General features: G+C 71.1%; 13 protein-coding genes. 2 read left to right on the top strand and 11 right to left on the bottom strand.

Going from position 1 to position 13,428, the window contains the following annotated elements:
* Positions 1-455: 455 nt before the first annotated feature.
* The 9 genes from DN771_RS01465 to DN771_RS01425 form a co-directional block, all read right to left on the bottom strand.
* Positions 456-1,178, bottom strand: a complete 723-nt coding sequence (locus DN771_RS01465; RefSeq protein ID WP_116995538.1) for an MOSC domain-containing protein — start codon at positions 1,176-1,178, stop codon at positions 456-458.
* 570 nt (positions 1,179-1,748) lie between these two features.
* Positions 1,749-2,186 carry a heat shock protein transcriptional repressor HspR gene (locus DN771_RS01460; protein ID WP_116995537.1) on the bottom strand — a complete coding sequence of 146 codons (438 nt, stop codon included), beginning with the start codon at positions 2,184-2,186 and terminating at the stop codon, positions 1,749-1,751.
* The gene (gene dnaJ / locus DN771_RS01455) at positions 2,183-3,307 is read right to left on the bottom strand and encodes a molecular chaperone DnaJ (RefSeq protein WP_116995536.1); all 1,125 of its coding nucleotides are present in this window, start codon (positions 3,305-3,307) and stop codon (positions 2,183-2,185) included. The genes DN771_RS01460 and dnaJ overlap by 4 nt, the downstream gene beginning before the upstream one ends.
* A 631-nt stretch (positions 3,308-3,938) precedes the next feature.
* The gene (locus DN771_RS01450) at positions 3,939-4,604 is read right to left on the bottom strand and encodes a nucleotide exchange factor GrpE (RefSeq protein ID WP_116995535.1); all 666 of its coding nucleotides are present in this window, start codon (positions 4,602-4,604) and stop codon (positions 3,939-3,941) included.
* A gap of 63 nt (positions 4,605-4,667) precedes the next feature.
* Positions 4,668-6,524, bottom strand: coding sequence for a molecular chaperone DnaK (gene dnaK / locus DN771_RS01445; protein WP_116995534.1), 1,857 nt, complete (start codon positions 6,522-6,524; stop codon positions 4,668-4,670).
* A 164-nt stretch (positions 6,525-6,688) separates the two neighbouring features.
* Complete coding sequence (locus DN771_RS01440; protein WP_116995533.1) at positions 6,689-7,435, bottom strand: hypothetical protein; 747 nt, start codon at positions 7,433-7,435, stop codon at positions 6,689-6,691.
* Entirely contained in the window at positions 7,432-7,956 is a 525-nt protein-coding gene (locus tag DN771_RS01435) for an RNA polymerase sigma factor (protein WP_162941423.1), read from the bottom strand. The genes DN771_RS01440 and DN771_RS01435 overlap by 4 nt, the downstream gene beginning before the upstream one ends.
* Positions 7,957-7,984: 28 nt before the next feature.
* Positions 7,985-8,401, bottom strand: coding sequence for a c-type cytochrome (locus DN771_RS01430; RefSeq protein WP_162941422.1), 417 nt, complete (start codon positions 8,399-8,401; stop codon positions 7,985-7,987).
* The gene (locus DN771_RS01425) at positions 8,398-8,901 is read right to left on the bottom strand and encodes a hypothetical protein (RefSeq protein ID WP_116995530.1); all 504 of its coding nucleotides are present in this window, start codon (positions 8,899-8,901) and stop codon (positions 8,398-8,400) included. The genes DN771_RS01430 and DN771_RS01425 overlap by 4 nt, the downstream gene beginning before the upstream one ends.
* A 153-nt stretch (positions 8,902-9,054) precedes the next feature.
* On the opposite strand from DN771_RS01425, the gene DN771_RS29120 reads away from it, so the two are divergent.
* Both DN771_RS29120 and DN771_RS30630 read left to right on the top strand, forming a co-directional pair.
* On the top strand, positions 9,055-9,207 hold the full coding sequence (locus tag DN771_RS29120; protein WP_162941421.1) for a hypothetical protein: 153 nt from the start codon (positions 9,055-9,057) through the stop codon (positions 9,205-9,207).
* A 22-nt stretch (positions 9,208-9,229) separates the two neighbouring features.
* On the top strand, positions 9,230-12,145 hold the full coding sequence (locus tag DN771_RS30630) for a helix-turn-helix transcriptional regulator (RefSeq protein ID WP_162941420.1): 2,916 nt from the start codon (positions 9,230-9,232) through the stop codon (positions 12,143-12,145).
* A gap of 32 nt (positions 12,146-12,177) precedes the next feature.
* Here the strand turns inward: DN771_RS30630 and DN771_RS01415 are convergent, their stop codons facing one another.
* Positions 12,178-12,960 (bottom strand): hypothetical protein, encoded by a 783-nt coding sequence (locus DN771_RS01415; protein ID WP_116995528.1) that lies wholly within the window; start codon positions 12,958-12,960, stop codon positions 12,178-12,180.
* Positions 12,957-13,373 carry a cytidine deaminase gene (gene cdd / locus DN771_RS01410; protein ID WP_227462239.1) on the bottom strand — a complete coding sequence of 139 codons (417 nt, stop codon included), beginning with the start codon at positions 13,371-13,373 and terminating at the stop codon, positions 12,957-12,959. Before cdd ends, DN771_RS01415 begins: the two co-directional genes overlap by 4 nt.
* Positions 13,374-13,428: the final 55 nt, after the last annotated feature.

Below are 13,428 nucleotides of genomic sequence, written 5' to 3'. Positions count from 1 at the left end.
CCTGATGGTAGGCCAGCGGCCTGGCACCGTGCCATCAATGCGTCGCGCCGAAGGAGATTCCCCGGCGCCGGCGGGACGCTGATGTCAGCGGGCCGTCCAACGGAGGTGCGCGAAGCGCGGGTGGCCACACTCGCAGCGGTAGTACACGACATGTCCCTCCGCCGTCCTGTGGCTCGACATTCGACGGTCGGGGTCGTCGACGTACGGCTCCGCCGCGCGGCCGCACCGGCAGCGCGGCGCGCACTCCACCTCGAGCCGCGTCTCCGTCGCGGGTTCCGGCAGAACGGGGTCGTCGACATCGTCGACCTTGTCCAACAGGCGACGGCCGGCTTCGATCGTGGCGGTCATCATCATCTCGGTTGCCTCCCTTGCGGCCCTCCGGCCGCTCCTCACCGAGAATCAGGCTGCATCCGCCCGGCTGCAGAACAGCTGCAGGCTGCGCGCCGCTCAAGCCCTCAGGCAGGCGGCGCGTCGACGACCTCGTCGCCGACCGCGACGGCGCCGGTCGTCACCACACCGGCGCCGACGGCGAGCAGCGACCGCCGTTCGGCGTTGATCGTGCGGAGGACATCGAGGTCGCGCTCGATGCCACCCGGCTGCGGGCGCGTCGTCATCACACACCGATCGATGGCCTTGACGATGTCGAGCCGGCAACCACCGACGGCGACCTGTGAGCCGACCAGACGATCCTCCTCGCCGTCCTCGCCATCGACGATCACGTTGGCCCGGAAGCGCCGCCGGTCCCAGTCGCGGATCGAACCAGTCGACAGGATCGACACCCTCGCCCGCGCCGAGTCGTGGAACGTGTCGTCGGGTCCGGTCCATTGCACCCACTCCGAGCCCGCCTCGTCCTCGAAGTCGACGGCGATCTCGTACGTGCCCGCCGTGCCCGCCCGCTGGAGCGAGACCGGCCGGCCGAGCCACCGGGACAGGTCGTCGTCGCTCATCGCCGTGGAGCCGTCAGGCAGGTCGATCGTGACGGTGTCGTCGTCGTTGCGGCGCGCCGCGGCGAACAGCAGGGCCGGCTCGCGGCGGGCGGTGAGGGCTAGGCCGGTGGTGCCGTCGACGATCGCCCACTGGCGGTCGCCGACGATGCCCTGGGCGCCGATCTCGGCGGCGTCGAGCCGTTCGCCCTGCATCGACTTCACGGGGTACCGCCACAGTTCGACCACTCGCATCGCGCCGACGCTACTGCCGGCGTCGCTGGGCACTGGTGGCCGTTCCGAACCCGTTCCTGTGCCGCCACGGTCGCGTCTTCGGGGGCTCCTGTCTTTCGTGGGTTCTGGACGGTGGAAGTGCGTACGGGGTGGGCCTCGGGGAGCGCGCTGGGTCGGCACTTCGACCGGGGCCGTTGCGCCTCTCTCGTCTTGTGCTGGCCGGGGGTTGGGCTGTGTCGCTGGTGACGGCTGCTGCTCCGACGGTGAGGTGATCGACATCAGTGGCCGGGGTGGACGCTGGACACCGTCGAGAATCTGGGGCTCGATCGTGCCATTCGGTGATCCCCGACGAGCCGCGTCGGCCTCGAGACCCCGAGGTCGGTGACGGAGATTGCGGCAACCGCAACCGGCGACCCAAACCACCCCGTCGCACCGACAAAGTGCCGGCCTCCGGCGTCCGACGACGGCACTCCAGCCTCAGGAGCAGACCAGCGTGCCGCAGCACAGCGATCACACCTGTACCCGACCCACAGGTCCGACAGGAACGCCCGATCTAGCGACGCCAGACGCCTGAGAATCGAGTTTTCCGGGTCAGTAGCGGCTGGGGGGCGGCTTGTCGTCGCCGGCGTCGGCACGATCGCGCAGGAACGCAGGCGTCTCGCCGAACACGGCGATCGCCTGACGCAGGGGCACCAGGTCGCGCCGCTGGCGGCGCTCGGCCTCGGCGATCGCCGCGTGGGCCTGCTCCTTGGCCGCCGCCAGCTCTTGGCGCAGCCGCTGGTTCTCGGCCTCGAGCTTCATCACCCGGCGGATGCCCTCGAGGTTCATGCCCTCCTCGGCGAGCTCGGAGATGCGCCGGAGCACGTCGATGTCCTCGTCGGAGTAGCGGCGGTTGCCACCCTGGGTGCGGGCGGGATTGACGAGGCCGCGCCGCTCGTAGATGCGCAGCGTCTGGGGATGCATGCCGGCCAACTCGGCCGCCACGGAGATGACGTAGACCGCCTGGTTGTGATGGCGTCGGACGCTCATGAGCTCGCTCCCTCCGGCACGACGGTACTCGCCGCCTTCAGTGCCTCGATGGCTTCGCGCTGTTCCTTGGTGAGGTGTCGCGGCACCGCGACATCGATGGTGACGATCAGGTCGCCGGTGCCCTTCTTGGTGGCGATCCCCTTGCCCTTCACACGGTGGCGACTGCCCGACTGGGTGCCGGGCTTGACGCGCAGCGTCACGTCGGGGCCACGCAGGGTGGGGACACCGATGACGTCGCCGAGAGCCGCCTGCCAGAAGTCGATCTCGACACGCACGGTGAGATCGAGACCGTTGCGGCCGAAATGCAGGTCGGGCGCGACGTTGATGTCGACGAGGAGATCGCCGGGCGGACCGCCGTTGAATCCCGGTGCGCCCCGGCCCTTCAGACGGATCGTCTGGCCGTCGTTGACGCCGGCCGGGATGCGCGCCTGCACCTGGCGGTCACGCTTCTCGGTCCCGCTGCCGCGACACGCCGGGCACGGATCCTCGATGATGGTGCCCGCTCCGTGGCACCGCGGGCACGGCGCCGAGAACGAGAAGAGACCCTGGTTGTCGTCGACCACCCCGCGGCCGCCGCACGTGGGGCAGACCTTGGGCATCGTGCCGGGCTTGGCCCCACTGCCGTGGCACACCGAGCACTGGGCATCGGTGGTGAGGTGCAACGTGGTGGTGAGCCCGAACGCAGCGTCGGCGAAGTCCATCGTCAACTGGGCACGGACGTCCTCGCCGCGTCGGGGGCCGACGCCCGACGCCGCGCCACCTCGCTGCTGGCGGAACATCTGGCCGAACAGGTCGCCGAGTCCGCTCGCGTCACCGGCGCGGTCGCGCATGTCGTTGACGTTGAAGCGGAACCCGCCACCTCCGGGTCGACCGCCTGCGGTCGGCCCGAGGGTACGGACTTCGTCGTACTCGGCTCGCGTCGCGGGGTCGTTGAGGACGTCGTACGCGACCGACACTTCCTTGAAGCGCTCCTCGGCCGCCGCGTCGCCCGGGTTGGCGTCGGGATGCAGCTCGCGCGCCAGCTTCCGGTACGCCTTGGTGATCTCCTTCGGGCTGGCCGTCGGAGACACTGCGAGGACCTTGTAGTAGTCCTTCTCGAACCACTCACGCTGCGCGGCCATCTCTACTGCGTTCCCCGGCCACGCAGGCCGGCGCACCGGCCTGCTCCGCTAGCGCTCCGCAGACCTACCCGCGCAAACTTCAGGACGCTCGCTTCGCTCGCTGAACTCCGGACTCGCGTCATCTGCGTTCCCCGGCCACGCAGGCCGGCGCACCGGCCTGCTCCGCTACCGCTCCGCAGACCTACCCGCGCAAACTTCAGGACGCTCGCTTCGCTCGCTGAACTCCGGACTCGCGTCATCTGCGTTCCCCGGCCACGCAGGCCGACGCGCCGGCCTGCTCCGCTAGCGCTCCGCAGACCTACCCGCGCCGACTCCAGGACGCTCGCTTCGCTCGCTGAACTCCGGCACGACATCGACTGCGTTCCTACAAGTGCTTCGCTGAAGCTCACGAGGCCACGCAGGCCGACGCGCCGGCCTGCTCCGCTAGCGCTCCGCAGACCTACCCGCGCCGACTCCAGGACGCTCGCGTCGCTCGCTGAACTCCGGCGCGACGTGCGACTGCGTTCTCCGGCCACGCAGGCCGCGTGAACGGCCGGCTCCGCTGGCGCTCCGCCGGCCTTCACCACGCGGACTGCGGGACGCTCGCTGCGCTCGCTGACATCCGGGCGAAGACCTCTCACTGAAGTCCCTTTCAGTCCTTGGTGCGGACCATCGCCGGGCGCAGCGTGCGCCCGTTCCATGTGTAGCCGCTGCGCAGCACCTCGGCGACGACGGGCTCACCACCGTCGCCGGGTTCGTGAGCCACGGCGTCGGCGAGGTTCGGGTCGAAGGGCTTGCCGAGGAGATCGACGGCCTCCAACCCGCGCTTCTTCAGCTCGGCCAGCAGCAGGTTCAGCAACGGGCCGACCTCGTCGGGGTGGCCGACGTAGGCCGCCTCGGCGGCGTCGAGCACCGGCAGCAGAGCTTCGGCGAACGCACCGGTGGCGCGCTCGATCTCGGCGGCCTGCTGGGCGGCGACGCGCTTGCGGTAGTTCTCGAAGTCGGCCTGGAGGCGCTGAGCGATGTCCTTGTACTGGTCCCGTTCGGCGGCCAGCTGGTCGATCTCCGAGGAGATCTCGTCGGCGAGGTCGCCCTCGTCGACGAGATCGGCCGGGTCACCGTCGGCGCCACTGTCTGACTGGCCACCGTCGCCGGTCTCGTCGACCGGAGCGGCAGCGGCGTCGTCGGCAGCGGGGTCGGGGTCGGTGTCATCGGAGTCGGTGTCATCGGAGTCGGTGTCGCCGGCCTCGGCGTCGAGGTCGATCGGCTCGACCTCGACGTCGTCAACCGGCCCCGTCACGTCATCGTTCGATGTCACGGTTGGCCTCCATCAGGTTCAACGAGGGGATGCGAGCGACCGGGCCTCCTGCGCGGACGGCGGTCATTGCTCGTCGTCGACGACTTCGGCGTCGACGATCTCGTCGTCGGACACGTTGCCGGCGCCGGACCCACCGGCCGCCTGACCCGAGGCCGACGTGCCGGCGGCGTTGGCGTCGCGCGCGGCGGCCTCGTACAGCTTCTGGCTGAACGCCTGGCTGGCCGACATCAGGGCCTCGCTGGCGGCCTTGATGGCCTCGACGTCGTCACCCTCGAGCGCCTTCTTGAGGTCGGCGAGCGGCTGCTCGACGGCGGCCTTCTCCTCGGCCGCGACATTGTCGCCCTGGTCGCGCAGCACCTTTTCGGTCTGGTAGACGAGCGAGTCGGCGTTGTTGCGGACCTCGGCCTCGGCCTTGCGGCGACGGTCGTCCTCGGCATGCGCCTCGGCATCCTTCACCATCTGGTCGATCTCGTCCTTGCCGAGCGTCGACTGGCCGGAGATCGTCATCGACTGCTCCTTGTTCGTCGCCCGGTCCTTGGCGGACACGTGGACGATGCCGTTGGCGTCGATGTCGAAGGTGACCTCGATCTGCGGCACGCCGCGAGGCGCCGGGGGCAGGTCGACGAGCTGGAACTTTCCGAGCGTCTTGTTGTACATCGCCATCTCGCGCTCACCCTGGAGTACGTGGATCTCGACGGACGGCTGCATGTCCTCGGCCGTCGAGAAGACCTCGGTCTTCTTGGTGGGGATGGTGGTGTTGCGCTCGATGAGCTTCGTCATCACGCCGCCCTTGGTCTCGATGCCGAGGCTGAGCGGGGTGACGTCGAGCAGCAGGACGTCCTTGACGTCGCCGCGCAGCACGCCGGCCTGGATGGCGGCGCCGACGGCGACCACCTCGTCGGGGTTCACCGTCTTGTTGGGCTCCTTGCCGGTGAGGTTGAGGACCAGCTCGTTGACAGCGGGCATACGCGTGGAACCACCGACCAGGATCACGTGGTGGAGGTCGCCCTTGGCGACGCCAGCGTCCTTGAGCGCCTGCTCGAACGGGATGCGGCAGCGCTCGATGAGGTCGGCGGTCATCTCCTGGAACTTGGAGCGGCTGAGCGTCTCGTCGAGGTGCAGGGGGCCGTCGGCCGTGGCCGTGATGAAGGGCAGGTTGATCTGGGTCTGCTGGACCTGGCTGAGCTCGATCTTGGCCTTCTCGGCGGCCTCCTTGAGCCGCTGGCTGGCCATGCGGTCGGTCGACAGGTCGACGCCATGCGCGGACTTGAACTGCTGGACCAGCCAGTCGATGATGCGCTGGTCCCAGTCGTCACCGCCGAGCTGGGTGTCGCCATGGGTGGACTTGACCTCGAAGACCCCGTCGCCGATCTCGAGCACCGACACGTCGAACGTGCCGCCACCGAGGTCGAACACGAGGACGGTCTCGTCCTCGGCGCCCTTGTCGAGGCCGTAGGCGAGGGCCGCGGCGGTGGGCTCGTTGATGATGCGCAGCACCTCGAGGCCGGCGATCTGGCCGGCTTCCTTGGTGGCGGTGCGCTGGGCGTCGTCGAAGTAGGCGGGCACCGTGATGACGGCCTGGGTGACCGTGTCACCGAGGTAGCTCTCGGCGTCGCGCTTGAGCTTCATCAGCGTGCGGGCGGAGATCTCCTGGGGCGTGTAGCGCTTGCCGTCGACGTCGTCGGTCTTCCAGTCCTCACCCATGTGTCGCTTCACCGACCGGAACGTGCGGTCGGGGTTGGTGATCGCCTGGCGCTTGGCCACCTCGCCGACGAGGACCTCGCCGGACTTGGAGAAGGCGACGACCGACGGCGTGGTGCGCGACCCTTCGGAGTTGGGGATGACGACGGGATCGCCGCCCTCGAGGACGGCGACGACGGAGTTGGTGGTACCGAGGTCGATACCGACGGCCTTGGCCATGGTGATGCTCCCTGATGTGCGGATGGGTGTGTGCGGATGGGGTGAGGACGTGTCGAAACGATCTGTACTGCCACGATACGGAGCAGCCTCCGGGAGCGACAACTCCACACGCAGAAAGATTGAGTCAAGATGACTCAAGTTTGACCCGTCGAGTGACGAGTCCGTCAGTCGCGGGCGTCGGCGAGCACACCGTCGATGGCCGACGCCAGCGCGGCCAGGTCGCGTTCCGCGTCGCCCGCGTTGCCGGCGTCGGTCGACTCGAGGCGGAACGACAGGCCGCCCGTTGTCCACAGCACCGCCGAGCCGGCCGCCACCGACCGGTACGGGGTCGTCAGGACATGATCACCCTCGACGGCCACGCCGCCGTCGCCGAGATCGGGCAGCGGGCGCACCTGGGCGGCCATGGCGACGGTCTTGGTGAACAGGATCTCCTGCAGCTCGCCGGCCGGTAGCAGCCAGAGCGTGGTCCCACCGTCGTCCCACACGGCAGCCGCGCCGCCTTCGGGCACCGCCAACCAGGCGACGGGCGCGCCGAGTGGGCAGTGATCGAGCCCGTCGACGGGCACCCCGACCCGCGCAGCCGCTTGCGACGGGGCGATCGGCTCGCCGCCGGCGACGAACCCGGGCAAACGATCCGCGGGCAGCGCCAGGTCGACGTCGACGCGGAACTCCGTGCGCCCCACGCCGAACCAACCGCCCACCGTCCGGCGCGCCGGGGCGATGGCCAGCACGGCGCCGGCCACGACCACCACGGCGAGCGCGGCAACGAGCAGGCGTTGCCCCGGATGCCGGCGGCCCGCCCACCCTGCTGAGGCGAGGTCCGGGGAGAGGTCGTCGCCGCTGTCCGGCGCGACGGCCAGATGGTGGCCGACGCTCTCGAGGACGGCGTCGAGCCGGTCGTCATCGATCATCGGCCACCGTCCGCCAGCTCGGCGCGCAACCGGGTCATCGCCCGTGACAATCGCGACTTCACGGTTCCCGGCGCGCACCCGAGCACGTCGGCCATCTCCCGCTCGCTCAGCTGCTCGAAGTACCGCAGGGCGATCACCAGGCGGGCCTCGCGGTCGAGTCGGTTGAGGGCGGCCACCACCACCGCCCGTTCGGCCGCCGAGACGGCCGCACCCTCCGGATCCTCGACCACGGGACCGGACGCCCGCTCGGCGAGACGCAGCTCCGCCCGCGCCCTGCGCCACCGTGAGCGGCGGTGATTGCGCGCCGTGTTGGCGACGCCCCGCAGGAACCACGACCGGAAGCCGCGGTGGGGATCGAGCGCGGCGACCGCCGGCCACATCCGCTCGACCGCCTGCTGCACCACGTCCTCGGCGTCGGCCGGCGAGCCGAGGACGATCGTGGCGACCCGGAGCGCGCTCGGCCGGTGGCGCGCGACGAGCTCGCCGTAGGCCTCGGTGTCGCCCGCCCGGGCTCGCCGCACGTCGTCATCATCGCCCCCTGCGATGCGATCATCCTTGCCCGTCCGACGACGACCCGAGGAGGTAGTCGACCACCGCCGCGACCTCGTCGTCGGTCAGGGGGAGCACCGGCATGTGCGACGTCGGGCCTGACGGACCACCCCATGCCGGCGAGACGAAGGCCCAGGGCGACTGGATCGACTGGGTGAGGTACTCCTCGGCCGACACGCCCTCGATGCGGCTGCCCGCCCAGTCAGCGGCCCCGACGAGGGACGGGGCGACGCCCGGCATGGCCGCCGGGCGATCGGCGGTGTCGTGGCATGCCGCGCACCCCTTGTCGACGAACAGCACCTGACCGTCGACCGCTCCCCTGGTCGCCGAGTCGGGACGGGCGACGACGGCGACCACGGCGACGAGCGCGGCCGCACCGGCACCCGCGCCGAGCAGGACCGCTCGACCCTCGATCACGCCGCGGCCGGCACCGCTCGCCGTCGGCGCAGCAGCTGAGCGCCGGCCAGACCGAGCACGGCGGCGACACCGACACCACCCCACTGGGCGACGTCCCATCCCCACGACGCCGCCGACGCCGGCGAACCGCCGACGTCGAGCGTGCCGAACTCGTAGGGCATGAACGTGCCCTGCAGCTCCCACGTGTACGTGCCCTCGCCGAGCGTGATGGTCGCGACGTGGTGGCCGTCCTCGCCGTCCGGCACGACGGCGAACCGCTCGCGGACACCGTCACCGGTCACGACGATCGCCATGTCATCGGAGGATTCGGGCGTCACACCGTGGCGAAGCACGGTGAACCCGACCTCGGTCGGTTCTCCGGCGTGGAACTCCGGGCGCTCGTCGAGTGAGACCACCACCCAACTACCGGCCGAGGCCGGCGAGGACGGCAGCCCGACGAGGCCGACGAGCGCGGTGAGCAGCGCCAACGCGCCGCCGATGAGGCTGAGGATTCGTTTCACACCCCGTCCTACACCGCCGGGGCCGGATCGGTTCCCGACGGTGCGCATGAGGTACCTCAGACGCCGGTCCCGGTCGCCGAAAGGCCACGTGACGTGCATCAACGGGGCATTCGCCCGATGTGCACCGGCACCTCACGGGCTCACCATGGATGCATGAACCCCTTCAGCATCGAACTCGCCAACGAGCACCGCCAGTCGCTCCTCGACCAGGCCGACGAAGCCCGGCGCGCCAACCGGTACCGCAACAACCCGCGCTGGGTGCGCCGCTGGCGGCACTCGAGCGGAACCCTGGGCCGAAACCGTTGACGACCCTGCCACCATGGAGTCCGTGACGATTCGCCTCACCGGCCGCACGATGGTGGGTCGCAGCGCCCAGCTCGACGAGCTGGAGGAGCTGTGGGCCACCGCGCGGTCCGGCCGGGCCGTCGCCGTCCTCGTCGGCGGCGACGCGGGCGTCGGCAAGACCACGCTCATCGACACGTTCTGCGAGCGTCGCGACGACGCCCGCATCGTGCGCGGCCAGTGCGTCCCGCTCGGCGGCGACGGCCTCGCCTACGTGCCGATCGTGGCCATCCTTCGCGACCTCGAGGCCCACGTCGGACGCGATCGCCAGATCGACTGGGCGGGTCCGGGAGTCGCCTCGTTACAGGCCTTACGACCCGAGATCACCGGACCGGCCGGACCCCTCGCGCCTGGGCCGAGCGATCGCACCCGCACGTTGGAGGTCGTCACGGAGATCCTCGAGCACGCCTCGAAGGACCACCCCCTCGTCGTCGTGGTCGAGGACCTCCACTGGTCCGACACGTCGACGCGCGACCTGCTCGGCTTCGCCGTGCGCGCCCTCAACGACGTGCCCGTGCTCCTCGTCGCCACCTATCGCACCGACGAGTTGCACCGGCGCCACCCGCTGCGGCCGTTCCTCGCCGAACTCGACCGGCTGCCGCAGGTCACCCGCCTCGACGTCCCCCGTCTCGACCGCGACGGTGTGGCCGCGATGCTCGCCGAGATCGACGGGGCGGGCGGCGTTGATCACGAACCCGACGCCGGCCGCGTCGACGACATCCATCGCCGGAGCGACGGCATCCCGTTCTACGTCGAAGAGCTCGCCGCCACCGGCGAGTGCTGCCTGCCCGGACCGTTGCGCGACGTCATGCTCGTGCGCTTCGAGGCCCTCAGCCCGAATGCCCAAGAGACCGTGCGCCTGCTCGCCGCGGCGGGCACGCGCACCGACCACACCCTGCTCGAGTTGGTGAGCCACCTGTCGCCGAGCGATCTCGACGCGGCGATCCGCGAGGCGGTCGACGCCAACCTCGTGGTCGCCGACGACACCGGCTACGGGTTCCGCCACGCGCTGCTGCGCGAGGCCGTCGCCGAGGATCTGCTACCCGGTGAGGCAGCGGCGCTGCACCGGTGCTTCGCCGAGACGCTGGAGCTGAAGGCCGGCATCATGGACGAGGCAACGAGGGCCGTCCGGCTCGCCCACCACTGGAACGCCAGCCACTCGCCGGGCAACGCCTTCCGCTGGTCGGTCACGGCGGCACGGATCGCGTCGGTCGGCAAGAGCGAGGCGCTCGGTCTGTTCGAGCGCGCCATCGAGCTGTGGCCGCAGGTGCCCGAGGCCTCCGAGGTCGCCGGCGTGTCGCACGCCGAGCTCGTGGAGGAGACGAGCAACATGGCCACCGACGCCGGCGAGCTCACGAGGGCGCTGGCTCTGGTGGACCTGGCCCTGGCCGAGATCGACCGTGAGACGAACCCGCTGGCGGCCTCTCGGCTGCTCGCCAAGAAGGGTCGCCTCGTCTCCAACCTCATGCGCTTCGGCGGCGTCGAGCTCCTCGAAGAGGCCGTCAGCCTCGTGCCCGCCGATCCCCCGAGTGCGCAGCGGGCCGAGGTCCTCGCCATGCACGCGGCGATGGTGATGCTGGCCGGCGACGACGAAGCGGCCATCGGTCCGGCCCTCACCGCCGTGGCGGCCGCCCAGGCTGCCGGTGCGCTCGCCGAGGAAGCCTCGGCGCGCATCACGCTCGGCACGAGCCTCGGTGGGTTGGGCCGGCTCGACGAGGCCCTTGCCGAGTTCGCCATCGCTCGCCGGCTCGACGGTCACAACGACCGCACCCTGGCCCGCATCCTGATCAACCTGTCCGACGTCCTTCGTCTCAACGGCAAGCTGCGCGAAGCGGTCGCCACCGCCACCGAGGGTGTGGCGATCAGCCGCACGCTCGGCATCGAGCGCACGTGGGGCGCGATGCTCGCCGGCAACGCCGCCGAGCCGCTGCTCGGTCTCGGCGAGTGGACCGAGGCCAGTCGCATCATCGAGCGTGGCCTCGCCCTCGATCCACCGCCGCAGAACCGCCTGCACCTGCGCCTCCTCAAGGCTCGCTTCCTCGTCGGCACGGGCGACCTCGCCACGGCCGATCGGCTGCTTTCGGAATTCCGCCCGCAGCTGCCCGGCCCCCACGCCAACCCGCAGTACCTGGCGATCATCGCCACGGCGGAGGCCGAGTACGCCCTCGCCGCAGGTGAACCGTTCCGCGCGTGGAACGCCGTCATGCACTCCTACGAGGCCCGGGCGGAGCTGAAGCCCGACGCCCTGTGGTGGATCTACGTGATCGGGGCCACGGCGACCGCCGACGCCCGGCGGGATCCGTCGGCGGCTCGTGGTTTCGACGTCGGGGCCGCGGTCGAGTTGCTCGGTGGCGCCGTGGTCGAGCTCGAACAGACGGTGCCGAATGACGCCGCGTCGGCACTCATCGAAGCCGAGCTGTCCGACGACGTGCCCGCGTGGCAGCGGGCCGAGGCCGCCCTGTCCCGGGTCGAGGGACCGGTCGTGTACGGACCCCACGCCCAGATCCGTCGGGCCGAGCTGGTCGCCGCGACCGATCGGGCTGCCGCCACCGAGCTGCTCTCGGCGGCGGCCGAAACGGCGAGGCGCATCGGTGCGGCGCGGCTCATCGATCGCGCCGACGACCTGCTGCGGCGCCTCGGCGCCCGCGAGGACGCCGGCGCAGCGGCGGGGGCGCCCGACGCGGGTCCTGAAACCGTGCCCGGCGCCCCCGCCCTCACCGCTCGCGAGCTCGACGTACTTCGCCTCGTGGCCGCCGGGCGCAGCAACGGCGAGATCGGCAAGGAGCTGTTCATCAGCACCAAGACGGCGAGCGTGCACGTGTCGAACATCCTCGCCAAGCTCGGCGTGGCCCGGCGCACCGAAGCCGCCGCCGTCGCCCACCGCCACGGCCTGCTCGACTGACGAGCGGCGACGTCGCCACCGCCGTTCGAGCGTCAGGTCCAGCCGAGGCGGGCGCGGACGGCGGCGACGGCGGCGGTCGGGAACCCATCCCAGCCGGGCGCCAACTCGCGCTCGGCGAGGTCGAGGAGACGGCGGGCCGCAGTGTCGGCGTCGAGGCGAACCGCCTCCTCGATCGCTGAGGCGATCGTCGGGTGGACGCGCTCGAGCCGGCGGCGGACGTCGAGCGTGTCCCGGGCCATCGGGTCGCCGGCCGGCGCGACCCGGACGGCGACCGCGGCGAGCAGGTGCTGCACCGCTTCGGTCCGCACCATGTGACTGCCGTTCGTGACCTCCCCGCGTCGGACCCGGCCGACGCCGATCAGCAACTGCGTGAAGAACAGCCGGATCTCCCGCTCTGGCACGACGCCGTCGCCCGGCACGGGCTTGGCGAGGACGGCGGCGACGGCCTCGGCGACCCCGCCCTTGTCGACGAGCACCTCGGCCCGGTTGCCGAGCCAGCGGGCGAAACCGTCGAGCGAGTCGATGCCGAACTCGAGCACGTGTCCGTCGTCGTAGACGACCTTGACGCCGCCGTGGCTCTCGACGACCGACAAGGCGATGCGGTGAGCATCGGGGAGCCACGAGAGGTCGTGGCGGTAGCGGTCTTCGGCGCCGGGCACCGTGAGCCAGGCGAAGTCGTGGTCCGACCACTCGTCGACTCGGGAACGATCGGCGGTGGAGCCGAAGCCGACGAGTCCCACCACGTCGGGCTCGCCGCCGGCGATGTCGACCAGCCGGGCGAGGTAGTCCTCGAACGCTGCGGCGACGGCGGTCATCGATCGAGTTGCTCGGGCCCGAACGCCTCCGGCAGCAACTCGCCGAGGGTGAACGTGCGACGCACGCCCTCGGGTCCGGCGGCGTGGACGGGAACGTCCGGCGTGGCGAACTCCCGGAGCTTCTGCCGGCACCCCCCGCAGCACGTGGTGAGGTGCTCGCCATCGGCGACGGTGAGCACCTCGACGATCACCCGCTCGCCGGCGGTGACCATCGCACCGATCGCCGAGCCCTCGGCGCACACACCCTGCGGGTACGCCGCGTTCTCGTAGTTGGCGCCGGTGAACACCCGGCCCGACCCGGTTCGGATCGCTGCGCCAACCGGAAAGCGGGAGTAGGGCGAGTAGCTGTTGGCCTGCGCCGCCTTGGCCGCGGCGAGCAGCTCCTCGACCCCTCCTTGCGAAGCATCGTGCACGGCACGGACACTAAGGGCCCACAACAGGAACCGTCGCGCCTGCTGCGGCGACGGC

The sequence above is a fragment of the Desertimonas flava genome (assembly GCF_003426815.1).
Taxonomy (GTDB): Bacteria; Actinomycetota; Acidimicrobiia; order Acidimicrobiales; family Ilumatobacteraceae; genus Desertimonas; species Desertimonas flava.
Note: the sequence above shows the minus strand (reverse complement) of the source record. Positions and strands in the feature narration are given on the sequence as shown.

What these genes read in the sequence shown, in the direction of transcription:
- DN771_RS01415 (WP_116995528.1), bottom strand. Translation starts at nt 12,960, where the DNA reads ATGACCGCCGTCGCCGCAGCGTTCGAGGACTACCTCGCCCGGCTGGTC.
- DN771_RS29120 (WP_162941421.1), top strand. Translation starts at nt 9,055, where the DNA reads ATGAACCCCTTCAGCATCGAACTCGCCAACGAGCACCGCCAGTCGCTC.
- DN771_RS01465 (WP_116995538.1), bottom strand. Translation starts at nt 1,178, where the DNA reads ATGCGAGTGGTCGAACTGTGGCGGTACCCCGTGAAGTCGATGCAGGGC.
- dnaK (WP_116995534.1), bottom strand. Translation starts at nt 6,524, where the DNA reads ATGGCCAAGGCCGTCGGTATCGACCTCGGTACCACCAACTCCGTCGTC.
- dnaJ (WP_116995536.1), bottom strand. Translation starts at nt 3,307, where the DNA reads ATGGCCGCGCAGCGTGAGTGGTTCGAGAAGGACTACTACAAGGTCCTC.
- DN771_RS01440 (WP_116995533.1), bottom strand. Translation starts at nt 7,435, where the DNA reads ATGATCGATGACGACCGGCTCGACGCCGTCCTCGAGAGCGTCGGCCAC.
- DN771_RS01460 (WP_116995537.1), bottom strand. Translation starts at nt 2,186, where the DNA reads ATGAGCGTCCGACGCCATCACAACCAGGCGGTCTACGTCATCTCCGTG.